The following is a 23,056-nucleotide window of genomic DNA, read 5'->3' on the forward strand; positions in this document are numbered from 1 at the left end:
CGAGCCCGTGCTTATAGACTATCATACTCACCATGAGCGGTGTGGTCATGCAGTTGGCAAGCTGGAAGCGTATGTACAGCGTGGGGTGGAGATTGGCCTGTCGCAGATTGGGTTGTCGGATCACATGCCTCTGCTGCATGTAGACCCTGCTCACTATTATCCTGAGATGGCAATGCCCATGGACGAGCTACCGCGTTATGTGGAAGAGTGTTTTTCTCTGAAGGAGCGGTACCGTGGTCAGATCGATGTACGTGTCGGCCTCGAAGGCGACTATATTGAAGGCTGGGAGACCGAAATTCGGGCCATTATTGAACGCTACCCATGGGACTATGTGATAGGATCGGTTCATTTTCTCGGGGAATGGGACATTACGGATTTTCGCCAGACCCATCATTGGGAAGGCAAAGACGTACTGGAAGTCTATCGTCAGTACTATGATGCTGTGAGCAAAGCAGCAGCGACGGGATTGTACGATATTATGGGTCATACGGATGTGATCAAACGCTTCGGCTTCACTCCGGCACCAGAGCAGACTGAAGAGCGTATAGTCCTTGAAAACGCAGCACTGCAAGCTATCGCGAAAAGTGGCTGTGCCATGGAGCTCAATGCATCGGGATTATCGAAGCCATGTGCTGAGATGTTCCCTGGTCGCCGGATGTTAACAGAGGCCATTCAATTGGCGATTCCGCTGACCCTTGGCTCCGATGCACACGATCCGCTGAAGCTGGGGGATTATCTGCCTGAGGCCGAGGCGCTCCTCCGTGAGCTAGGCTGTACGGAGGTAGCCGTTTTTGAAGGTCGACAGCGCTCGTTCCTTTCTTTAAATGTATAAGGTAGTGGAGTATAATGAGGGTAGGAAATAACCTTTTTAGAGGTAGTTCAAAAAAGTCCGCTTTTGATTACGAAGGATGCCTAATGGCATCATCAGCATCGAAGCTGGAATTCAGCCGAAATGTTCGTTGCTCACGTAGTTTTGCCTACGTTCCGCTACTCCATTTCTAGCTTTATCCCATCTTCTCGGTACTGAAAACCGGCCTTTTTGAACATTCACTTTTAGACTGATAAAGGATTATATTGGGACTTCAACCCTCGGGAGGGCATTATGCAGCATTCGTTACGTATTTTTTCCGGTTCATCGAACCCTAAGCTGGCAGAACAGGTATGCGACAAGCTGGGTGTACAACTAGGCAAGATCAAACTGTCCCGGTTCAAGAGCGGAGAAATATACGTTCACTACGAAGAGACGATCCGCAACTGTGATGTGTTTCTGGTTCAATCATTATCTCATCCGATTAATGAGTTGTTCGTAGAACTGCTCGTCATGATTGATGCAGCCAAAAGGGCTTCTGCCCGTACGGTAAATATTATTGTTCCTTATTACGGATATGCCCGTCAGGAACGCAAGTCTGCTCCGCGTGAGCCGATCTCGGCCAAAATGGTTGCGGATGTGTTAACTACTGCCGGGGCAAACCGGGTAGTTACCATTGATCTGCATGCAGCGGCAATTCAAGGATTTTTCAATATTCCTGTGGATCACATGACATCATTGGATCTCATCAGTGATTATTTACTGAGTAAAGGGATTGAAAATCCGGTGGTTGTTTCCCCTGATGCGGGACGAGCTTCAATGGCGGAGAAACTGGCGAATCGTCTGGATTCCCCTTTTGCCATTATGATCAAGAAGCGGCCTAGCCACAATGAATCGATCATTACGCACGTTATTGGTGATGTGGAGGGTCGAACTCCAATTATTATTGAAGATTTGATCGATACCGGAACGACAATTCTTAATGTTGTTGAAGGGTTGAAGGAGCGTGGCTCCAAAAATGTATATGTATGCGCAACACATGGTCTGTTCTCGGACGGGGCACTGAGTAAGCTCAATCACCCGTCTATAGCCGAGGTGGTAGTCACAGACTCCATCGCACTGCCAGATGATCATCCCGAATGCTTCAAAGTGTTGCCCGTAGCTCCAATGCTTGCGCGTGCTGTTCGCATTATTGTGGATGGTGGCTCCATGGCGACGTTGTTTAAAGATTCAGGGATTTAATTATGCTGCACAGATTGTGTGAATCCAGGTTTACTATACCGTGTTTGAGTAGTTTGCTGCTCAGCACGGTTTTATTTTTTTATGATGGATTAGGATAGAGATGCGGATGAATTAAGGAGAAAGAGGGAATCGATTACTGATTTGCTGCCTGGGGGCTTGTGCTATAATAACTTAAAATTGATTTTTATGGCTGCGTGTATAGGGGAATTCAATCTCAGAGATGTAAATGATGTGATGAACAGTAGAACCACGGCTATTATATAACGATGTCGTGGAGTGAGGAGTGGGGTCTATTGTCCCGGACTTGGTATTATCGTTTACTGTTTTCTTATTTTCCTATTTTCTTTCTTACCATGACCGTACTCATTTTTATCGCTTTTGTTTTTATTAATGACATCTCCAGGGAAGAAACAAGGAAAGCAGACCGTATCTCTTCCAGCTATTTGGTGGACAGTCTGGACCGGACGATCCGGGATATTGAGTTGTCGGTTACGGAAGCGGTGCAGAGTGAGCAGTCCTATAAGTATTATTTTAATAGCCAGAACCAGGTGGGCAAGGAGACCGTGTACAGCATTGCACAGAGCTTGCGTGAGCTGACGAATTCCAACCCGTGGATCCAATCGATTTATTTGTATGACAAGAAAAATGAAAGCGTTTTAACATCGAGCGGCTCCAAGGATGTAGACAGCTTTTCAGACAAGGCGTGGATCGACCGGATCGAGTCTGGTTCTCTTAATTCAGGCTGGCAGCCTGTCAGGGAATACGATGCAGGAGTTAATCAGCGTACGCCTATTCGGGTATTGACGGTGGATAAGGATATGCCCTTGCCATTCGGCTCCGATGGGGCGCTTGTCATTAATATCAAGATGAGCAGCATCGAGCAGAGCATTGATAGCATGGTTAATGGACAGCTTTCTTTCATGAGCATTCTTGACCGTGACGGTCAGGTTGTTTACGATGCGCATTCAGATCGTGAAGGTGCTGTAGAAGGGCAAGAGCTGAACACCCTTTCGCTGGAAAGATTGGGTTGGACGATCTCGAGTGGGATCAAGGAGGGGAACTTATACAGTTGGGTCTCAGTAGTTTCCTATGTATGGGTGATTATTGCGGTAGTTACCGTCATTTGTGCGATCGTCTATATTATCTATATTACTCGTCGCAACTATAAACCCATCCAGATTATTATGAATCGGATTGAGGCTCATCAGATTCGGGTGCTTGAGCAATCGGGCTCACGGACCGATGAGATGAAATTGATTGATGGCGTGTTGGAAAACCTGATTAACCATATGATGGATTCGGACAAAAAGAGCAGGGAAAACGTGCTGCTGCAGCGCAGCAAACTTTTTAACGATCTGCTGAATGGGGAGAATCTCGATCATGCGGTAGAGCGATTAAAGGATCTTTCCCCGTTAACTGGCGTGGATCATTCGTCATGCTTCGCTGTTGTGGTTGGTGAAATCAACCGATATGAGAAGGGATTTCAGGAACGGTTTACGAGAGGTGAGCAGAATACACTCAAATTTGCGTTAATGAATGTTCTGCAAGAGCTCTCACGCAATGCGGGCATGCAATGCTGGACGGAATGGGTCAGCTCGGATCAGATTGCGATCCTTTTCCTGTCCACAGACGGTAACCCGGATATGACTGAGCAAATTCGCTTAGTTGCAGAGGAATGCCGATCCTGGGTTGAGCAGAATCTGCGTATATCATTAAGTTTCGGTATCGGACCGATCGCGGAAGGCATGAAGGCTATTCGTGAATCATACGTAGCGGCTGAGAATGTGATGCACCGCAGATTGCTGAGAGACGGTGATGTTGCTCTGGCCGGGTATGGAGAAACCCAGCAGCAGCTGCTTGATACCTATACCTATTTGCAGATGATTGCTGATTTTGTTAAACGGTTTCGGATGTCGAGCAGTCAGTGGCGTGATCAACTGGAGGAGATCTTCGCGGCTTTTGAGCGTGATAAGCTGCCAGATGATGAGATTCACTCCTTGATTCAAGCGATGCTACAGATGCTCAGCCGGGAAGTAGCGGTCATGTCCGAACAGCTGCAGGAGAAATTATCGGAGGAAAACATAAACAAGTGGTTGATGCTGATGAAAGAAGCGGAGACACTTGAAGGCATCAAAGACATTCTGTTTGATGATCTGACGGACTTGTTCAGAACTTATGTGTCGGTAACTGAAACCAAGAGCTACAAAGCGATGGTCAATGAAATGAAAAACTATATCGAAGAACAGTTTGCGAATCCTGATCTTTCGCTAAAACATCTGAGCGATCGATTCCAGATTACCGGCAAACATGCGAGTTATTTGTTCAAGACAGAGTTCAATATGAAGTTTGTCGACTTCCTTACAGAATTGCGGATGAAGGAAACGGAGCGGCTTCTGCGGAGTACGGATCTTTCCTTGCAGGACATAGCCTTAAAGGTGGGGTATGCCAATGGAATTACCTTGGGACGTGTATTCAAACGGGTTGAGGGTATTACACCAGGAGACTATCGCCGTATGAAACGTGAACCTCACGATCCCGAGTCGTAAACACAGACTTAATATGCGAGTACATTATGACAAACAATGGGGTGGAATTCATGCGGACTTCTCTCAGGAGAAGACGTGTAGAAGTTCACCTTTTTGCTGTGAGTATGACCTCTAAATTGGGCTTGAGGCCTGTGTTTATGCAAGAACCCCATAGTTTTATGCCTGTTTTAGGCCCTTTTACGAATATAGGCAGTATATGAAAATGGTTTATTGTATCTGATTACAGTTGAACCGGAGAGGGGAAAGCTTGAGTGAAGACGACTGCAGGCACCGCGGGCATTAACAGAGCATCGAAGAATATAGTCAGTCTGCGAAAATCATCACAGGAGATAAACTATTATCCTTATGTAAGCGTTTGCGAAACGAGTTTATTGCAAGAGTGAGCAAAGATGTGGAATACTCTGGGCAAGCTTTAAACATTCACGCATAGCCAAAGGGGATGACAAAATGACAAGAAAATCAACCAAAGGGAGTCTCAAGAAATGGATGGGTCTGGCGCTTACGATGGTAATGGGCGTTTCACTACTTGCGGGGTGCTCGTCTGCATCAGATCAAGAATCAGCAGAAGGTGGCACATCAGGCAGTAGTGAGCGCGTTACCTTAAAGGTGGAGATTTTCGATCGTGGGAACAGTCCTTCGCCTTACACCATTACGAACAACTATCTATCTAAAATGATTCAGGAGAAGTTCGGCGACCCCAACAACATTGATGTGCAGTTTGTACCCGTTCAGCGTTCAGAGGAAGTCACCAAGCTGAATGTCCTGATGGCTAGCAATACAGATGTCCCCGATATTGTCTTTGTCTATGACTCCAGCGTGTTTTACCGCTATGCCCAGCAGGGCGGACTAACGGATGTCGGTGAACTGATTAATCAGTATGGACCAAACCTGAAGAAATTCCTGGGTGAAGATACATTGAAATTTGGGCAAGTGGAAGGGCAACAGTTCGCCGTACCGGGTAAACGTGCGATCACAGGCAGATATAGCTCTTATATTCGTCAGGATTGGCTCGATAAACTGGGATTACCGGTGCCGAAAACCACGGATGAACTTTATAGCACTTTGAAAGCGTTTAAAGAGAAGGATCCTGGCGGGCTTGGCAGCAAAAACATCCCAATGGGTATGGCACTTGCACCGGCTCAGTTCGAGACACTAATCTATTCGTTTATCAAACCGGTAAGTGGAGATCTGACTTATGGTCAACGTTATGAATTGCCTTTGCATGAAGGATTCAAAGATTCGATGAAATTCCTGAACAAGCTCTACAATGAAGGACTGATCAGTAAAGATTTCAGTTTGGATGAAGATAAAACACAGTTAGGTAAGGACATACAGAATGGCAACGTAGGTTACTGGTCTGAAGATGTCGATGCCATGTTCTACGGAGATGGTACACTGGATAATTTGCGCAAAAATGTGGACGGTAGCGAAGTACTGCCGGTTGATGTATACACGAATCCGAATGCAGATAACAAACACATCAAGTCCCGCTACGGAACAAACGGGATGTATATTATGATTCCGAAGAGCAGCAAACGTTCTGTGGAAGCAATTAAATATTTGGACTGGATGGCCTCCGACAACAACCTGATCGATATCTACAGCGGTGTGGAAGGGGAGAATTATGATCTGGTAGATGGCATTCCAGTTGTGAAGGACGATGCATCCCAGGAAGCGAAGGATCGTTTGTTTAACGCAGGGGATACAGCGATTATCTCGAACGGTAAAAATATTGGCGATCAGGCAACGAATGAAAAAGCATGGATTCTGGGCTTTCCGAAAAACAACCAGGATTTATTAAAACAGTCGATTGATATCGCCAACACGGACACGGTAGGACCGATCATCTTTGACAAACCGATTGAGGCGGAGATGAAGTACAGTACAGCGCTCAAAGACAAGCTGAACGTCATCATTGTTAAAACAGCGATGGCGAAGCCTGAAGAATTCGACGCAGTATATGAACGGGAAATGAATGATTTCATGTCCCTGGGCGGCACAGAGCTGAAGAAAGAGCTTGAAGAAGCCTTACAGTAGCTCATTGCAAAATACACCATCTTATTCTTTCATGATTTGAGACAGATAACCATACGAATGCTTAACTTTGAAAGGGACCTGTGCCGCCGGCTTGGCGGCACTGCCGTTTCTTTGTTGATAGGAGGAAACCGACATGACCCTCACATATTTGAAAAGGTACTGGCAATTGTACGCACTGATTTCTTTGCCCCTCATTTACTTTGTAATTTTCCGTTATGGACCGATGTACGGTGTGCAGATCGCCTTTAAAGACTTCAACCTGTTTCAGGGTATCAGCGGCAGTGAGTGGATCGGTTTTGATGCGTTTCGTGAGGTGTTTGGGATGCGAGACTTCTACACCACATTACGCAATACCTTTATGCTGAATTTTCTTGATCTGATCGTTTCGTTCCCTGCTCCAATCATACTTGCCATTATGCTCTATGAAGTTCGATTTAAATGGTTCAAAAAAATATCGCAGACGATTCTGTACATTCCTCACTTTATCTCATGGGTCATCATCGGGGGGATTGTATACCAATTGTTCGGCAATCAATCCGGTATGGTTAACGGAGTACTGGAGAGCATGGGCTTAAATCCGATACCATTTTTGACAGAGAAAAATCCTTGGCTTGTTACGTATCTGTTCACAGGTGTCTGGCAAAGTGCAGGATGGGGAACCATTTTATATCTGGCCGCATTAACCGGCGTGAACAGGGAGTTGTTTGAAGCGGCTGAGATTGATGGCGCAACGCGGCTGAAGAGAATCTGGCATATCACGTTGCCAAGTATCAAACCAACCATTGTCACCTTGCTTATTCTTAATCTTGGACATATGGTCAGCATCGGTTTTGATCGCCCTTATATCATCGGTAACACGGCCGTTCGTGAATATTCGGATGTACTTAGTACTTTTGTATACAGGGTCGGTCTTGAATCAGGACAGTATACGCTCGCAACCGTTGTTGGATTGTTCCAGGCCGTTGTGGGACTGATCTTCGTACTCGGCTCCAACTATATTTCGAAAAAGGCAACCGGTGAAGGTATTTTATAGATGCTCAAAAATGAAAGATACGCCAATCGGCTAATTTGTATAGACCATTAGTAAAGGAGTTGTGCGCAGATGAGTGAACGCACCTCAAACCGGATTTTTGATATCGTTAATATCTCCTTTATCACCCTGTTTGTTATATTCTGTCTGGCTCCATTTCTGCACACGATTGCGATATCGTTCAGTTCGAACCGGGCAATTACATCGGGTGAAGTGACCATATTCCCCAAAGAATTCAATTGGGATGCGTATATTCAGGTGTTTTCTGATCAATCAATGATCTATTCACTCGGTTATACGACTGTTCTTACGATCGCCACTACAGTGCTGTGCATGATGTTCACGCTCGCTGCGGCTTATCCGCTGACCAAGAAAAAATTGAAAGGTCGCAAGCTCTTCATGTATGTGATCATCATTACGATGTTCTTCAGTGGCGGGATCATTCCCGAGTACTTGCTCATTCGTGACCTGCACTTGCTCAATTCGGTTTGGGCACTGATTCTGCCGGGTCTCGTGAGTCCGTTTAACCTGATTATCCTGATTTCGTTCTTCAGGGGCATACCGGAAAGTCTGGAGGAATCGGCAGAAATTGATGGTAGCTCACATATACACACGCTCTTTAAAATCATCTTGCCCTTATCCATGCCTGTGCTGGCTACTCTGGCCCTTTTCTATGCGGTTGGACGCTGGAATGGCTTCCAGGATTCCCTGATGTATATCAATGATCCAAAGCTGTACCCACTACAGCTGAAGCTCTTCCAAATGGTACAGAATAACATGGTCAGCGAGCTTACACAGATGGAGGGGGCAAACCGTACACCTTTAACTCCGGAAAGTCTCAAGGCTGCCACTGTTATCTTCGCAACCGTACCGATTCTTCTTGTCTATCCATGGCTGCAAAAATATTTTGTTAGCGGTGCCATGCTTGGGGCGGTCAAGGGTTGATGTAAGGGGCATAGCGCAAACGCAGGTCGTTGGCACATCGTTAAATGCATTCGTTTGGAGGGAATAGATATGTACAGACAACTGGTGGAAAGCAATGACAGAGCAGTTCAAAAAGGGATATTACGGCAAGTGCTTGATTCGGAAAGCCGTTATTTTGGAGGGACGATTGATCCCTCTACAGGTATTGCCTGGGTCAACCATACGACCGGAACACCTACGGACATGTGTTACTGGGGTGCAGCACTCGTCAATCCGGATTCGATCTATTATCGGGATGAGGATCTGTTAAATCGTCTGCGGCTTGCATCGGAGTACGTACTACGTAATCAGCATGGAGACGGCTCTATCTCCCCCGGTTGGACCAATTCCCATTCTCCACCGGATACTGCATTTCTCGTCGTGGGATATGCCCAGTTATACCAACTTCTTCAGCAACAGGACTGGGAGCTATTGCAACCTGTGTTGGACAATATGCGCCTGTTTCTGGAACGAACTGCTCCAGTCTTGCTGACTGGAGGCTGTCATACGCCGAATCATCGCTGGGTGCTATGCGCGGCGCTCGGTTTCCTGCATCAATTGTTTGACATGGAGGAAGCTGTGCAGCGTGTAGAGCAGTGGCTGACTGAAGGTATAGACATTACGCCTGATGGGGAGTGGACTGAACGAAGCAACGGAATCTACAACGCGGTTAGCGACATCATGTTGATTCATGCGGCACGCCTGTTAGACCGTCCCGAATTGCTGGAATCGGTGAGACTCAATCTTCGCATGATGGTGTATCTTGTACATCCAACAGGTGAGGTTGTTACGGATTACTCAGGTCGCCAGGATCTGGGGAGCGTGCATGATTTATCACCGTATTACTTGCCATATGCCATTTTGGCCCGGTTGGATGGTGATCCGATCTTTGCCGGCATGGCAGATTGGGCGGGGGAAATGTTAACAGATCCCGGCGTCTGCTCGGTCAACGCACTCGTCCGGCTGCTGCTGGAGCCGGAGCTTCAGCAGGCACGTAAGGCACGCGATCAGCTGCCTGAGCGGTACGAGATCATACTGAATGAACGATTTGTGCGGGAGGACTATTTACAGCGAATGGATTCGGCAGGTCATCATGGACGCATCTCGCACAGCCGGTTGCATACGGAATTCGGCGCACCTGTAGCACGTATTCGGTCCGGTAATACAAGTGCCACTGTCATGACGGAGGTGCCTTCATTCTTTGCCCTTCGTCATGGTGCGGTACGTCTGCTGGCCGTTCAGTTGGCCTCCTATTTTAATCCAGGGTATGTGCCGATGCAGCACATGTCTCGATTGCCAGCAGGTTACCGCCTGACGGGCGAACAGAAGAAAGGTTACTACGGTCCGATCCCGATTAGCCAACTGCCTGAGACGGCGGGAACAGCTATCAGTCCGTGGTATTTATTGCCCCATCAGAGTCGAGCGCTCACCCATGAGCAGACGTTTCTTGTACAGACTGAAGTAGTAAGAACCGAAAATGGCTGGACACTAAAACTGGCAGGAGAGCAGCCAGAGCAGATTATGGTGCAGCTGTCTTTCGTGTTCGGAAGCGAGGGCGAGCTTTCCCGTGGGGAATTGCTTAAGACGGATGAGGGCCATTATCTATGGAAGAGCGGCACGTTGCGTTATTCCTGCGGAGATGATTGGATTGAGCTGACCGGAGGCGAAGTGGGGCATTTGGCGGCAACTGTACGTGAGGCGAAGCTGCCTGATAAGTGTAAAGTTGTGCTGGTTAACTTTATGACCCCTTTCCACAAAACGGTTGATATCTCTCTTTCGCCATCCTTGGCGTTGAAGCTGTAATTCAGATGAATCTCTTTATGAGGAAGAGTACATGATGCAAAAAGATGACATTTCATTCGAAAGGGATGAGGGGTGTCATCTTTTTTGCGCATTTTTGGCATAAACGACATGAAACTACATATTGAGAAGTGGGCCTTAAGATGTGGTATACTGGAGAGTATGAATGAAAGCAAAGAGGAGGTGCCTTGGAAGATGAAGGGCAAGCTACTGCGGGCTGAGGGACACCTTGCCAATGTAATACCGATTCACTTGGATGCTTCTTTCTTTTTTGAGAGAGCTGTCCGCTCGCTGGACCGTAATCACGTCGACAAGGCATTAAAATATTTTCGTAAAGCTGTTGAATATGAACCGGAAAATCCGGTGAATCATTGTAATATGGCGGGTATATTATCAGAGAAGGGGGATTACGAGGCTTCCAATGCCGTTCTTGCGCATGTGCTCGACGTGGTAGATCCGTCCATGACGGAATGTTATTTCTACATGGCGAACAATTATGCGAATATGGATCGGTTTGAAGAAGCTGAGCAAGCGCTTGTTACGTATTTGGAGGAGGATACCCAGGGTCAGTTTATGACGGAAGCCGAAGAGATGATGGAGCTTCTGTACTACGAGCTGGATCGACCAGCCAAACTGAACCGGATCAAATCACGTAAAGGTGTCGTTGAGCACGATCAGGCGCGAGAATTGTTGGAGCAAGGAAAGTTTGCACAGGCGGCTGAGCTGCTGGAAGGCATGTCACCGGATTATCCTGATTATTTGGCTGCTCGCAACAACTTGGCGCTTGCCTATTATTATATGGGGCTGTTTCCCAAAGCCAAAGATACGATTGCCGAGGTCCTGGAGCAGGAGCCAGGTAATTTGCATGCACTGTGTAATCTGGCGATCTTCCACCAGAACGAGAATAGAGCCGACCAAGTGCTGCTTCTGATCAAAAAATTGCGTGTCATCGTGCCTTTTCAGCACGAACAGGTATACAAGCTGGCTACCACCATGGGTATCCTGGGTCAACATGATACGGCTTATGTACATTTCCGTCGTCTGTTGAAGGATGAAGATACCGCTGCAGATCCGGCCCTCGCACATTATGCAGCAGTTGCAGCTTATAATACCGAACGTTACGATTCAGCTGAACGTCTGTGGCGTCATGTGGGCAAGTTGGATCCGGGTTCGGAAGTATCCCGGTATTATCTGTCGGGTCTTGAGGCTGTGAGACAGGGAGAAAAAGATCCTGAGAAATTAAGTTATCACTATCATCTGCCATTTGACGAGCAATTCAGACAGTGGGAGAACTATGGCAACGGCATACCTGAAGAGATGAAAAATGATCCCTTGATCCGTTCCTCTTTCTTCTGGGCGTTGCGACATGGAGATCGGGCTACCAAGCTTCAGGTCATTCATGCGCTTGGCATGATCGGTGATTATGAGGTGCAACAAGCACTGCAATCCTTTATCCAGGAACCTGGTGAAGATCAGGAATTGGTGGAAGCTGCTCGTTCCGTATTAAACGGTCTTGGTTCAGAAGGAGCTGAGCAGGATGAATCTCCTGTTCTGCGACCGCTAACTGCATTGAGTAAGCGCACGATTCCAAAGATGGAATCGATGACGGAACAAACGGAGGCTAAACCTTCTTCGCATTGGCAGGCGGTCGTGGACCGTGCGTTACAGATGTCTGAGGCCAAAGCGGAATTACAGCAAGAAATGGAGCGGCTGTGGACCGATTATGTATCTCGCGTACACCCGGAGGTACCTGGCACGAAGCAAATTGAAGGCTTGGCTGCGGGATTGGAATATTTGGCTGCTAAAATTCATAGTCGTCCAGTGACCTACCAAAGCATAGCCGATCGGTATGGCATATCAGCTGCCACAGTCAGCAAATATGCACGGCAAATTAATAAAGTGTGCAATTCCAACCCACCGGTCCAATAAATGTTCCTTAAAAATTCTCGCTTTGGAATAGACTTCATTGCGTGAAGGATACATAGGCCTGGAAAACGGGTAAACTTAACGAATAGGTCCCGACATGCCTGTAGGATTTCATCATAGCAAGTTAATCGCCACTCAACACACTCTCAACCTTATTAAGGAGGCTGTATCTATATGTCTAAATACAGAACGATTGTGATCGGAACCGGACCTGCGGGTCTGACAGCAGCGATATATCTGGCTCGTGCTAATCTAAACCCACTGGTTATCGAAGGTCTTCAGCCGGGTGGTCAATTGACGACGACAACGGAAGTTGAGAATTTCCCTGGTTTTCCGCAAGGCATTATGGGTCCGGAACTGATGGATAATATGCGTAAGCAAGCGGAACGTTTTGGAGCTGAGTTCAAAAATGGTTGGGTGGAAGAAGTGGATTTCAGTAAACCGCCCTTCAAGGTTAAAGTTGGAGGCATCGGTGATCTGGAAGCCGATTCGATCATTATCTCTACCGGCGCTTCGGCCCGTTATCTCGGCATTCCCGGAGAGCAGGAGAATGTGGGACGTGGGGTAAGTACATGTGCCACTTGTGACGGATTCTTTTTCCGTGGTAAAAAGATCGTCGTTGTTGGCGGTGGAGACTCCGCGATGGAGGAAGCCAGCTTCCTGACCCGTTTTGCAACAGATGTTACCTTGGTTCACCGCCGGGACGAATTACGTGCATCGAAAATTATGCAGGATCGGGCTCGCAGCAACGAGAAGGTGAAATGGGCTTTGAATCGTACACCGCTCGAAGTTGTGCCTGAGGCTCTTGGTGTCAAAGGGCTTAAGGTCCGCAATAACGAAACCGGACAGGAAGAATTACTTGAAGCGGATGGCGTATTCATAGCCATTGGACATACACCGAATACGGGGTTCCTGAGCAACCAGATTACTTTGGATGAACACGGCTATGTTGTCGTTAAACCGGGTACAACCGAGACCAACATTCCGGGTGTGTTCGCCTGCGGTGATGTTCAGGATACGAAGTATCGTCAAGCCATTACAGCAGCAGGTTCAGGGTGTATGGCTGCAATGGACTGCGAGAAATACCTTGAAGGCAGCATTGTACACGACTGGAGCGAAACACTGGATAAGTAAGCATGAAAAGGGTATGGTTTGGCATAAATTAAGTAGAAGAGACAACGGGAAGTCTCATGATGTGAGAAGCCGGAAGGCTTCTCTTTTTTTGAAACCAAAGTGGGCATGAGATCGTATACATAATGGGCATATTAGCTGTGAGGTGAAGACTTTGGGGGAAATGATAAAAGATTGGTTACAGAATGCAACAGTGCGGCGTTTTCTGATTCTGCTGTTGTTTTGTTTGGTTCTATTCAGCATGGGGAGTATGCTGCACATGATTTTGCTGTTATTCCTGGTGACGTATGTCATGAACAGGTTGCAGCATTTTATCACAGAGAAGTTGAATCGTTTATTTCCGGTTAATTATAAAGTCGTGGTCATACTGCTCTATCTTATCGTTATTGCAGCCATTGTACTGGGCATCTCCAGGTATTCACCACGGATCGTGGATCAGGTCGTTCAGTTAACAAATGAGATCATGAAGTTTCTTGATACTGCTGACGGGGATAATTTTGCTTCCAAAATTGCAGGTTATCTTCAATCGTTCGATATCAAAAACTATACCAACGATGCATTGAAATACATCTTTGCGTTAAGCAAATGGTTGGAGTTCATTCTGCTGGTCATCATCCTGAGTCTGTTTTTCTTGTTGCAGAAGCGGGAGATTTCCAAGTTTACCTCCAAATTCAAAACAAGCAAGATCGGCTGGTTCTATAATGAAGTGGCTTATCTCGGAGACAAGTTTGTATCTTCTTTTGGTAAAGTAATCGAGGCCCAATTGTTGATTGCAGTGTTTAATACAGCTTTGACGATTCTTGGATTATGGATACTCGGTTTCCCGTATTTGTTCGCTTTGACTATTCTGGTATTCATGCTGAGTCTGGTACCCGTTGCGGGGGTTATCATCTCACTGATTCCGCTGTGTCTAATCGGTTATCAGCTGGGTGGGTTACAGCTTAGCGTGATTGTGGTCATTATGATCATCATTATTCATGCGCTGGAGACGTACTTCCTGAATCCGAAGCTGATGGCACACAAAACCAAGTTACCGATGTTCTACACGTTTATCGTACTGATTCTATCTCAACATTTCCTGGGGATCTGGGGGCTTATCATCGGTATTCCGATCTTTGTCTTCCTGCTCGATATTCTGGACGTCAACAAGATGGAAAAAACGGAAGAGCCCGTACGTGTGGAAACGAAGTTGTGACCAGTAGCTGAATAGCTGCTGAAGGATAGGTTAATGTATTATTCTTAAAAGTAGAGAAACGCCTCCCGTTCCGGGAAGGCGTTTTTCTCTGTCCATATTCACTTGAAGATGTATGTAAGGGGATGTATTTAGTACAATTGTTGGTGCTTATGAACCGAGCGCGCTAGTTTCTACAACCATCCTTTCTGCTCTGCAATGCTGACGGCCTCCATACGGTTCTTGGCATCAAGCTTATTAAAAGCTTCAGACAGGTAGTTGCGCACAGTACCATAGGAAAGATGAAGCGAGGCAGCGATATGATTCGCATTCATACCAGTGGCTGCGAGCTTAAGCACTTCTTTCTCACGTTCAGTTAACGGATTCGTTTCTTTGGCGGCACCGAAAACGAGCTCTGGGGAAACCTCTCGTCCACCATTCATGACCCGACGAATAGCTCCTGCCAAACGATCGCTCGGCTCGTCCTTTAGCAAATATCCTTGTACTCCGGCCTGGATGGCACGCTCCAGGAATCCCGGACGGGCAAAGGTAGTGAGGATAATAATACGACAGGGCAGTCCGAGTTGTTGTATGAATTCCGCTACGTCCAGGCCGCTCATCACAGGCATCTCAATATCCATAAGACATATATCCGGCTGGAGGGAAACAATCTGCTTCAGAGCTTCGTCTCCATTACCTGCTTCACCGATGACCTCAAAATCATCTTCAAGGTCTAAAAGTGAGGCAAGTGCACCTCTCAGCATTCGTTGATCTTCAGCAATCATAATACGAATCATGCTCGAATTCCTCCTTGGTGTTCAGTGGCGATCAGGGGAAAAGACAAAACAAGATCGGTTCCTCCAGAGTCTGAGGATATCTGGAGGGAGCCGTCGATAAGGTTCAGTCGTTCAGACATGCCTTTTAGGCCATTGCCTTGATGATCATCTGGACTAATACCATTACCGTTATCTTTAACCCTTATGCTTATGCCTTCATGAGTTCGTTCCAGCTTAATTACACAGCAGGTGGCTTTGCTGTGTTTTACAATATTCGTTACGGCTTCAAGCAGGCAGAGGCTCGCCATGTTCTGGGTTAGATCGGGAACATCATGAAATGGGCGCTGTTCTCCTATTAATTGAAGCTCGATATCAGCACTCTTCAACATTTCTTTGGCATCGGCAAGTGCATCAACCATGCTGATTGCCCGCATGTCAGAGACGAGCTGGCGTACTTCCCGCAAAGCTGCGCGGGAGGTACGCTCAATCTCACGTGCTTCCTGTAGGGCCCGTTCTGGATTTTTGACAATGAGTTTGGTAACCAGCTCACTCTTCAGTGTGATCAGAGAGAGCGTATGTCCCATGGTATCATGCAGATCCCTGGCAATTCGCATTCGCTCTTCACGTTTGATTAATTCCTTGATATGCTGCTGGGCTTCATCCAGCTGGGCCTCCAGTTTTTGTCGATCCAGCATGGAACGGATCCCGAAGGGTGAAGCAAGCATAATGAGATAAAATGGTGCAAAAAACATGAGTTGATAAGCGCTAAGGTATTGAATTTTTAAAGCAATTGGGATGGTCTGGACAATGGCGAATATGACCAAAAACATTCTGAACTGACGTTTCTCCGTGTACCATCCGATAAAATTGGCTGTGAAAAATCCGAGGAAAAACATATTAGGATCGATCACCAGGCTTAGTACCAGAACGCAAAGCATCTGTAGGCTTAGCCAGTAGGAAAAGAGTGAGGTACCTGATGTCATGTAGAGCTGCCGATAAGTCAGGATAAATACGATGAAGGAGGTTACGCCGATGTACCACTCATGTCCCTGTGCGTTCCACAAATAATAGATTGGCATAGCCAGGTAGATCATCCATATATACGGGTAAAAGCCATATCGCTTAGGGAAAAGCTCGAAATGCTGAAGCATATTTGAAGATTACGCCTCCCTTTGTTTGTTACGGATATATGTGGATAGTAACATAAATCCAACCAGATATGCTGCCAAAAGTAGGATATCTCGCAGGGCAGGCACGCCTCCGGCTATAATAACCCACGCTCCATTTCCAAAGCTATGGGAGGGCAGCCAGTTGCCGATCTGTCGTAGCCAGCTCGGCATAATGTCAAGAGGCATCCACATCCCGCCCAGCAAGGCCAGAGACAGATAGAGAGCGTTGCTCAATCCACTGGCGGTGTCCACCCGTCGGAATGTTCCTATACAGGTACCAAGTGCAAGAAAGGGGAGAGAACCAGCCAGAATCCAAAGGGCGGAGCCGATCCATTGAGCAGGAGGAAGTGATACACCATTAATCAGGAATCCGGCTGTAAAGATGACGATGATGGAAAACAGGTGCATTATCGTTTGTCCTACCATTTTGCCTCCAAAATAAATCGAGTAGGGTAACGGAGTCACTTGCAGGTAAGCGACCCAGCCCTGTGCCCTTTCTTGGACAAGTCGGATACCGAGTGTCATGATCGAGGATCCCATGATGCTGAAGCAGGTCATAGACATCAAGTAGTGGGCATTCCATTGTTCAGAATCTGTTGTTCCTGTAGTGAATATGCGTGTATAAAGAAAATAGAAGGCGACGGGCATCATCAAGGACCAGAAAATAAAGTAGACATTGCGGGACATGCGGAGCATTTCAACACGGGATTGGGCGAGAAGCATCAACATATTAATTTTCCTCCTTCACGGTGTCCATCAGGTTTGCATAGGCGTCGTCCAGTTGTCCGGTTTCAATTCGAATGTCGCTAACGGGAATCCGGCGTTCAATGAGGTGACGGAGCAGCACATCCGTATTTTTGGTGTGCAGAATGCAACGATCTTTGTGATACTCGATCCCATCGACATCAGGCAAATCTTCAATTTGTGCACTGACATCGGCTTCGGCTGCCATCTCCGTGTTGGATACGTCATCATTGGCAAACATGCTATGCGTAATTAAAAAGGAAATCGTTCGTATGGTGATCCCGGCCTTGATATTCCCAGGTGTTCCGTCTGCAACAATGGTACCTCGGTTAAAGAGAATGATTCGATCCGCTGCTTCATCTGCTTCATGGAGGTAGTGCGTTGTGAAGATTACGGTTTTGCCCTCCTGTGCCAGTTGGCGGACTCGTTCCCAGAAATGTCTTCTTGTTTCGGCATCCAGTCCGACTGTAGGCTCATCAAAAAATAAAATGTCGGGATTACCTGCCATGGCTAGGGCAAAATTCAGGCTGCGCTTTTGTCCGCCAGAAAGTTTCTCTGCTCTTTTGTTCAAGTCGGCTGGAGGGAGTCCCGTCAGTTCTTCGATATGATCTGCATGAAGCGGTGCGGGATAATAGCTGCGTACCATGCGTATAATCTCTCGAACGGTAAGCCCATCCATTACGCTCACATCCTGCAGCATGACACCAGTCTTCTGTCGAACCTGTTTGTGATTCGGTTTCTGGCCCAGCACAGTCACAAGTCCTGATGTAGCTGTGGACAGGCCGAGCATCATTTTCATGGTTGTTGTTTTGCCGGCGCCATTCGGGCCAAGGATCGCAACAACCGAACCACGGTTGATCTCTAAGGAGATATTGTTGACAACTTCTTTGTTGCCGTACCTTTTGCATACCTGTTCAAGCTTTATAACGGGTGAGCTCATATTGAATCACGTCCTTGTACTGTTCTATAAGATATTTCCATCTTACCGAACTGCCGTAGACGTGATTAGTAAGGATTGTCATTAGATTCAGATGACAATTGTCATCTTTTACGCATGGAACGAGTGGATATGAAATATCATGAGTTGAGGCTTCCTCCTCTATGGAGGAAGAATGAAGCCTGCGTTTTTGATAGAGACAAATGAGGTTGTATACGTATTCAAATCTAGCCTGTGATGTTGTTCACAATAGCGAGGAAGCTAATCACAGCAAAGGTCTTATCGTCTTGACCCAGGCGTATCCTTCAATTATAGTTGGTACGTAGGATTAAACTATTATAGATAGATAAAGGTGGCTTGTAGCATGTCTGAGAAAATCTACGTTGGGGTCGATCTCGGCGGAACAGCAATCAAGGTCGGTATATGTGATGAACACGGTCAGCTTATGCATACGTATGAAGGACCGACTGAAGTGGATAAGGGCGTTGACACGGTCATTGCCAACATCGAAAAGTATGTCCGTCATATCGTTGCCGAATCGCCTTACAGCTGGGAACAGCTTGAAGGTGTGGGAGCAGGAGTGGCTGGGTTCACCAATGTACGCGAGGGAATTATCGTTCTTGCCCCTAACATTGGATTTCGGAATGTAGCCATTCGTTCGATTTTGGAAGAACGTCTGGGCAAGCCAGTCAAAATAGATAACGATGCAAACGTGGCTGCACTGGGCGAAGCTTGGGCAGGTGCTGGCAAGGGCGTGGACAACTGTGTATGCTATACGCTTGGTACAGGCGTTGGTGGCGGACTGATCTTGAACGGCAAGATCTATCAAGGTTTCTCCGGTATGGCTGGTGAGCTTGGTCATGTCAGTGTTGTTCCTGATCTGGAGGCCATTCAGTGCGGATGTGGCAAAATGGGATGCGTGGAAACCGTATCTTCAGCTACCGGAATTATTCGTATGGCCAAAGACGCTGTAGAGCGTGGAGACCATACATCACTGGCACTCGTCGACAAGATTGCAGCTAAAGAAGTATTTGATGCAGCTAAAGCGGGCGATGAAGTTGCTCTGCGTATCGTCAATCGTGCAGCGTTCTATCTGGGCAAATCGATGGCGGCTGTAGCGGCTGTGATTAACCCGGAGATGTTCATTATCGGTGGCGGTGTATCCAAAGCGGGTAATATTTTGTTTGATGAAGTACGGACTGTATTTGCGAAACTGACACCTGAACCGCTGCAAGAAGGGGTTAAAATTCTTGAAGCAACGCTTGGCAACAATGCAGGTATTGTTGGCGCGGCTGGTCTTCTCTTGCGTTCCTAGTAACCTCGTAACAGTATAATCCGACAGCAATATGATAAGGAGGGGACATTTATGCTTGAAGGTGAAGTTTCACCGGGCACAGGCGCCACGCTCATTATCATTACGGGCATGTCCGGAGCAGGCAAGACGATTGCAGTACAAAGCCTGGAGGATCTTGGTTTCTTCTGTGTGGATAATCTGCCACCGGTATTGATTCCAAAATTTGCGGAGTTGATTGAGCAATCGAACGGCAAAATTGGCAAGGTTGCACTGGTTATCGACCTTCGCGGTCGTGAGTTCTTTACGGCTTTGTCCGAGTCACTGAACTATATTAAAGATCATTTTACCATTCATTGTGAAATTCTATTCCTGGACGCGACAGACTCTGTATTAGTCCAGCGCTATAAGGAGAGCAGGCGCAGACATCCACTGGCTCCTGAGGGCATGCCGCTTGATGGTATCCGGCTGGAACGTAAGATGCTGGAGGAACTCAAAAATTCCGCCACTCAGGTACTGAATACCAGTACGATGAAGCCTGCTCAACTGAAAGAGCGTATTATATCCCGCTTTTCTCATCTGGAAAGCCATATGCTGTCGGTAAATATTACGTCGTTTGGGTTCAAATACGGTATTCCGATTGATGCGGATCTGGTGTTTGACGTTCGTTTCTTGCCAAATCCGCATTATATTGAACATTTACGTCCGAATACGGGACAGAATAGTGATGTATACGAATATGTTATGAAATGGCCGGAGACGCAGGCGTTTCTGACCAAGCTGCTGGATATGCTGCATTTTCTGATTCCGCAATACCGGAAGGAAGGCAAAAGCCAGGTTATTATTGGAATCGGCTGTACCGGAGGCAAGCATCGTTCGGTAGCAATATCGGAATATTTGGGCAAAATGTTGGGAAGCAGCGAAACTGAGGCTGTCACCGTGAGCCATCGCGACGCCGACCGGGACCGTCATTGAAGAGGGTGAAGGGATGAAAGAAGCCGGACCACGAAGAGAACGTCCGAGAATAGTAGTCATGGGCGGCGGAACCGGATTATCCGTGATGCTGCGCGGTTTGAAGGAGAAGCCGCTGGACATCACGGCCATCGTGACGGTGGCGGATGACGGAGGAAGTTCGGGCATCCTGCGTAATGAGTTGCAAATGCCGCCTCCGGGCGACATTCGTAACGTACTCACAGCGCTGGCAGATGTAGAACCGTTGTTGTCGGATATGCTGAATTATCGCTTCAATACAGGCGCGGGGCTTGCAGGCCACAGCCTGGGTAACTTGATTTTGGCTGCAATGACGGATATATCGGGCGACTTCGTGACCGCTGTGCGGGAACTTAGCCGCGTGTTTGCCGTTCGGGGTGAGGTATTGCCCGCAGCCGGGCAGGCCGTTATACTGCATGCAGAGATGGAGGATGGCTCAATTGTTACGGGCGAGTCCAAAATCCCTGAAGCTGGCTTACGGATCAAACGCGTTTTCCTTGAACCGGATCACGTGGAGCCGTTGCCAGAGGCTGTTGAGGCTATTCGTCAGGCAGACGCCATTCTAATTGGGCCTGGTAGTCTCTACACGAGCATTCTGCCCAATCTGCTTGTGCCTAAGCTGGCTGAAGCTGTCGTTGAGGCGGACGCAATGAAGATGTTTATTTGTAATGTGATGACACAGCCGGGAGAGACGGATAATTACACGGTGAGTGACCACCTCAAGGCGGTACATGAACATGTAGGACACCAAATTTTCGACTATGTCATTGTAAATAATGGTGATATTCCGCTGCAGGTGCAGAATAAGTATGCGGAAAAAGGAGCTAAACCGGTTGTGTTGGATATGGATGTGCTGAAGAGTGCCGGCTATCAAGTCGTTGCGGATACACTAGTCCTATTCCGGACTTATCTGCGTCATGATGCCGACAAGCTGAGCCATCACATCTATCAACTTGTACAAAATTGGATGTTACGGAAGAGGTGAAGTCCCATGTCGTTTGCAGCACAGACCAAAAAAGAACTAACGATGATCGAAAGCGAACCGTGCTGCGAAAAGGCGGAACTTTCAGCCCTCATCCGTATGCTTGGTGCGGTGCAGTTATCGAATAAAAAAGTGATCTTGGATATTTCGACGGAGAATGCCGCCATTGCAAGACGGGCATACTCTCTGCTTAAAAAGCATTTTCAAGTGCATACGGAATTGCTTGTCCGCAAAAAAATGCGGCTGAAAAAGAACAATGTATATATTGTTCGGATTCCAACCATGGTACAGGAGATTTTAAAAGATCTGTACATTGTTTCGGAAGGGTTTTTGTTTACTCCCGGAATCAGTGGGGAGCTGTTCAATAATAACTGCTGTAAACGTGCTTATCTTCGAGGGGCGTTTATGGCGGGAGGATCAGTCAACAATCCCGAGGGTTCATCCTACCATCTGGAGATTGCATCCATGTATGAGGAGCATTGTCAGGCCCTGGTGGATCTGGCGAATGAATTTCATCTCAATGCCCGGTGTATAGAACGTAAAAAAGGATTCATCCTATACATTAAGGAAGGCGAGAAAATCATTGAGCTGCTCAGTATCATTGGTGCACATCAGGCCCTTTTCAAGTTCGAGGATGTGCGTATCATGCGAGATATGCGTAATTCCGTCAACCGAATCGTCAATTGTGAGACGGCGAACCTGAACAAAACGATTGGAGCAGCCGTCAGACAGATCGATAACATCAGACTGCTGCAAAAGGAAGTTGGTTTAGAATCGTTGCCCGAAAAGCTTCGTGAAGTAGCCGAAGTCAGACTCGCCCATCCGGATATTAACTTGAAGGAAGTAGGCGAACTGCTTAAGGGTACAGTCAGCAAGTCCGGAGTGAATCACCGGCTTCGCAAGATTGATGAACTGGCAGAGAAGGTTCGTACCGAGCGTTACGGTTAAATTAAGGGTAGGGCTGCTGGCAAAACTGATTGCTTTATTTTTCACCAAAAGGCCAGCTTAAAGTCAGCCTGTAAGGATCTTGGAGAACTGCTCAGGTGTAATGAGGTGATGTAAAAAGGCTAAAATGGGTCATAATAATGACATCCAATCACCCTGAGTTTTTTCTTCTAGTGTCCTGCTCTGGTTATATGGTATAATGTTATAAATATAATTGTGTATTTAATGTCCAGATTTCATAATAGGGGGTAAGTTTCCATGACAAAGCACCCGGTAGTTGTCCGTTTGAAAACGGGTCTCCATGCCAGACCTGCGGCACTGTTCGTTCAAGAAGCGAATAAGTACTCATCTGAAGTGTTCGTCGAGAAGGACGACAAAAAAGTAAATGCAAAAAGTATCATGGGGATCATGAGCCTTGCAATCAGTACTGGTACGGAAATCCAGATTAGTGCAGAAGGCGCGGACGCCGAACAGGCTGTAAACGCTTTAGTTAGTCTGGTAAGCAAGGAAGAGCTTGAGAACCAATAAGATATGATTTGAACCCAATGAAGAAGTCCCGAAAGGGGCT

At 47.1% G+C, this 23,056-nt stretch carries 19 protein-coding genes; 15 read left to right on the top strand and 4 right to left on the bottom strand.

Features of this window, described 5'->3' with window-relative positions:
- The first annotated feature begins 7 nt into the window (after positions 1–7).
- From hisJ to RS891_RS00845, 10 genes are all read left to right on the top strand, one after another.
- On the top strand, positions 8–832 hold the full coding sequence (gene hisJ / locus RS891_RS00800) for a histidinol-phosphatase HisJ (RefSeq protein WP_315794171.1): 825 nt from the start codon (positions 8–10) through the stop codon (positions 830–832).
- 270 nt (positions 833–1,102) lie between these two features.
- On the top strand, positions 1,103–2,050 hold the full coding sequence (locus RS891_RS00805) for a ribose-phosphate diphosphokinase (RefSeq protein ID WP_076292000.1): 948 nt from the start codon (positions 1,103–1,105) through the stop codon (positions 2,048–2,050).
- Between the two features lie 293 nt (positions 2,051–2,343).
- A complete protein-coding gene (locus RS891_RS00810) occupies positions 2,344–4,596 on the top strand; it encodes a helix-turn-helix domain-containing protein (RefSeq protein WP_315794172.1) in 2,253 nt (750 codons plus the stop codon).
- Between the two features lie 447 nt (positions 4,597–5,043).
- Positions 5,044–6,633: an extracellular solute-binding protein gene (locus RS891_RS00815; RefSeq protein WP_315794173.1), complete on the top strand. Its 1,590-nt coding sequence runs from the start codon at positions 5,044–5,046 to the stop codon at positions 6,631–6,633.
- Between the two features lie 133 nt (positions 6,634–6,766).
- Positions 6,767–7,666 (top strand): ABC transporter permease, encoded by a 900-nt coding sequence (locus tag RS891_RS00820; RefSeq protein ID WP_113054215.1) that lies wholly within the window; start codon positions 6,767–6,769, stop codon positions 7,664–7,666.
- A 69-nt stretch (positions 7,667–7,735) separates the two neighbouring features.
- Positions 7,736–8,608: a carbohydrate ABC transporter permease gene (locus RS891_RS00825; protein WP_113054216.1), complete on the top strand. Its 873-nt coding sequence runs from the start codon at positions 7,736–7,738 to the stop codon at positions 8,606–8,608.
- A gap of 69 nt (positions 8,609–8,677) precedes the next feature.
- Positions 8,678–10,429 carry a hypothetical protein gene (locus tag RS891_RS00830; RefSeq protein WP_315794174.1) on the top strand — a complete coding sequence of 584 codons (1,752 nt, stop codon included), beginning with the start codon at positions 8,678–8,680 and terminating at the stop codon, positions 10,427–10,429.
- A 192-nt stretch (positions 10,430–10,621) separates the two neighbouring features.
- Positions 10,622–12,355 carry a tetratricopeptide repeat protein gene (locus RS891_RS00835; protein WP_113054218.1) on the top strand — a complete coding sequence of 578 codons (1,734 nt, stop codon included), beginning with the start codon at positions 10,622–10,624 and terminating at the stop codon, positions 12,353–12,355.
- Between the two features lie 171 nt (positions 12,356–12,526).
- Positions 12,527–13,486 (top strand): thioredoxin-disulfide reductase, encoded by a 960-nt coding sequence (gene trxB / locus RS891_RS00840; protein ID WP_113054219.1) that lies wholly within the window; start codon positions 12,527–12,529, stop codon positions 13,484–13,486.
- A gap of 160 nt (positions 13,487–13,646) precedes the next feature.
- On the top strand, positions 13,647–14,678 hold the full coding sequence (locus RS891_RS00845; RefSeq protein WP_113054268.1) for an AI-2E family transporter: 1,032 nt from the start codon (positions 13,647–13,649) through the stop codon (positions 14,676–14,678).
- Positions 14,679–14,848: 170 nt separating this feature from the next.
- Here RS891_RS00845 and RS891_RS00850 read toward each other — a convergent pair whose 3' ends face one another.
- Genes RS891_RS00850 through RS891_RS00865 form a run of 4 tightly spaced genes read right to left on the bottom strand, consistent with a single transcriptional unit; the run spans position 14,849 to position 18,283 of the window.
- Positions 14,849–15,451 (bottom strand): response regulator transcription factor, encoded by a 603-nt coding sequence (locus RS891_RS00850; protein WP_315794175.1) that lies wholly within the window; start codon positions 15,449–15,451, stop codon positions 14,849–14,851.
- A complete protein-coding gene (locus RS891_RS00855; RefSeq protein WP_315794176.1) occupies positions 15,448–16,581 on the bottom strand; it encodes a sensor histidine kinase in 1,134 nt (377 codons plus the stop codon). The genes RS891_RS00850 and RS891_RS00855 overlap by 4 nt, the downstream gene beginning before the upstream one ends.
- A gap of 9 nt (positions 16,582–16,590) precedes the next feature.
- On the bottom strand, positions 16,591–17,328 hold the full coding sequence (locus RS891_RS00860; protein ID WP_113054222.1) for an ABC transporter permease: 738 nt from the start codon (positions 17,326–17,328) through the stop codon (positions 16,591–16,593).
- Between the two features lies 1 nt (position 17,329).
- Complete coding sequence (locus RS891_RS00865) at positions 17,330–18,283, bottom strand: ABC transporter ATP-binding protein (protein ID WP_113054223.1); 954 nt, start codon at positions 18,281–18,283, stop codon at positions 17,330–17,332.
- Between the two features lie 361 nt (positions 18,284–18,644).
- Here RS891_RS00865 and RS891_RS00870 point away from each other — a divergent pair, with 361 nt between their 5' ends.
- The 5 genes from RS891_RS00870 to RS891_RS00890 all read left to right on the top strand — a co-directional run bounded on the left by RS891_RS00870 (position 18,645) and on the right by RS891_RS00890 (position 23,016).
- The gene (locus RS891_RS00870; protein WP_063566497.1) at positions 18,645–19,595 is read left to right on the top strand and encodes an ROK family glucokinase; all 951 of its coding nucleotides are present in this window, start codon (positions 18,645–18,647) and stop codon (positions 19,593–19,595) included.
- 51 nt (positions 19,596–19,646) lie between these two features.
- Entirely contained in the window at positions 19,647–20,546 is a 900-nt protein-coding gene (gene rapZ, locus RS891_RS00875; protein ID WP_053782949.1) for an RNase adapter RapZ, read from the top strand.
- Positions 20,547–20,559: 13 nt separating this feature from the next.
- The gene (locus RS891_RS00880; protein ID WP_113054224.1) at positions 20,560–21,546 is read left to right on the top strand and encodes a gluconeogenesis factor YvcK family protein; all 987 of its coding nucleotides are present in this window, start codon (positions 20,560–20,562) and stop codon (positions 21,544–21,546) included.
- A gap of 6 nt (positions 21,547–21,552) precedes the next feature.
- Positions 21,553–22,491 carry a DNA-binding protein WhiA gene (gene whiA, locus RS891_RS00885; protein ID WP_076291990.1) on the top strand — a complete coding sequence of 313 codons (939 nt, stop codon included), beginning with the start codon at positions 21,553–21,555 and terminating at the stop codon, positions 22,489–22,491.
- 255 nt (positions 22,492–22,746) lie between these two features.
- The gene (locus RS891_RS00890) at positions 22,747–23,016 is read left to right on the top strand and encodes an HPr family phosphocarrier protein (RefSeq protein WP_017691248.1); all 270 of its coding nucleotides are present in this window, start codon (positions 22,747–22,749) and stop codon (positions 23,014–23,016) included.
- Positions 23,017–23,056: the final 40 nt, after the last annotated feature.

This window comes from Paenibacillus sp. BIC5C1 (genome assembly GCF_032399705.1).
GTDB lineage: Bacteria > Bacillota > Bacilli > Paenibacillales > Paenibacillaceae > Paenibacillus > Paenibacillus taichungensis_A.

Bases quoted from the DNA above. Each gene is read 5' to 3' on its own strand.
- RS891_RS00805 (WP_076292000.1), top strand. From the start codon at position 1,103: ATGCAGCATTCGTTACGTATTTTTTCCGGTTCATCGAACCCTAAGCTG.
- RS891_RS00815 (WP_315794173.1), top strand. From the start codon at position 5,044: ATGACAAGAAAATCAACCAAAGGGAGTCTCAAGAAATGGATGGGTCTG.
- RS891_RS00820 (WP_113054215.1), top strand. From the start codon at position 6,767: ATGACCCTCACATATTTGAAAAGGTACTGGCAATTGTACGCACTGATT.
- RS891_RS00825 (WP_113054216.1), top strand. From the start codon at position 7,736: ATGAGTGAACGCACCTCAAACCGGATTTTTGATATCGTTAATATCTCC.
- RS891_RS00830 (WP_315794174.1), top strand. From the start codon at position 8,678: ATGTACAGACAACTGGTGGAAAGCAATGACAGAGCAGTTCAAAAAGGG.
- RS891_RS00835 (WP_113054218.1), top strand. From the start codon at position 10,622: ATGAAGGGCAAGCTACTGCGGGCTGAGGGACACCTTGCCAATGTAATA.
- trxB (WP_113054219.1), top strand. From the start codon at position 12,527: ATGTCTAAATACAGAACGATTGTGATCGGAACCGGACCTGCGGGTCTG.
- RS891_RS00845 (WP_113054268.1), top strand. From the start codon at position 13,647: ATGATAAAAGATTGGTTACAGAATGCAACAGTGCGGCGTTTTCTGATT.
- RS891_RS00850 (WP_315794175.1), bottom strand. From the start codon at position 15,451: ATGATTCGTATTATGATTGCTGAAGATCAACGAATGCTGAGAGGTGCA.
- RS891_RS00855 (WP_315794176.1), bottom strand. From the start codon at position 16,581: ATGCTTCAGCATTTCGAGCTTTTCCCTAAGCGATATGGCTTTTACCCG.
- RS891_RS00860 (WP_113054222.1), bottom strand. From the start codon at position 17,328: ATGTTGATGCTTCTCGCCCAATCCCGTGTTGAAATGCTCCGCATGTCC.
- RS891_RS00865 (WP_113054223.1), bottom strand. From the start codon at position 18,283: ATGAGCTCACCCGTTATAAAGCTTGAACAGGTATGCAAAAGGTACGGC.
- RS891_RS00870 (WP_063566497.1), top strand. From the start codon at position 18,645: ATGTCTGAGAAAATCTACGTTGGGGTCGATCTCGGCGGAACAGCAATC.
- rapZ (WP_053782949.1), top strand. From the start codon at position 19,647: ATGCTTGAAGGTGAAGTTTCACCGGGCACAGGCGCCACGCTCATTATC.
- RS891_RS00880 (WP_113054224.1), top strand. From the start codon at position 20,560: ATGAAAGAAGCCGGACCACGAAGAGAACGTCCGAGAATAGTAGTCATG.
- whiA (WP_076291990.1), top strand. From the start codon at position 21,553: ATGTCGTTTGCAGCACAGACCAAAAAAGAACTAACGATGATCGAAAGC.
- RS891_RS00890 (WP_017691248.1), top strand. From the start codon at position 22,747: ATGACAAAGCACCCGGTAGTTGTCCGTTTGAAAACGGGTCTCCATGCC.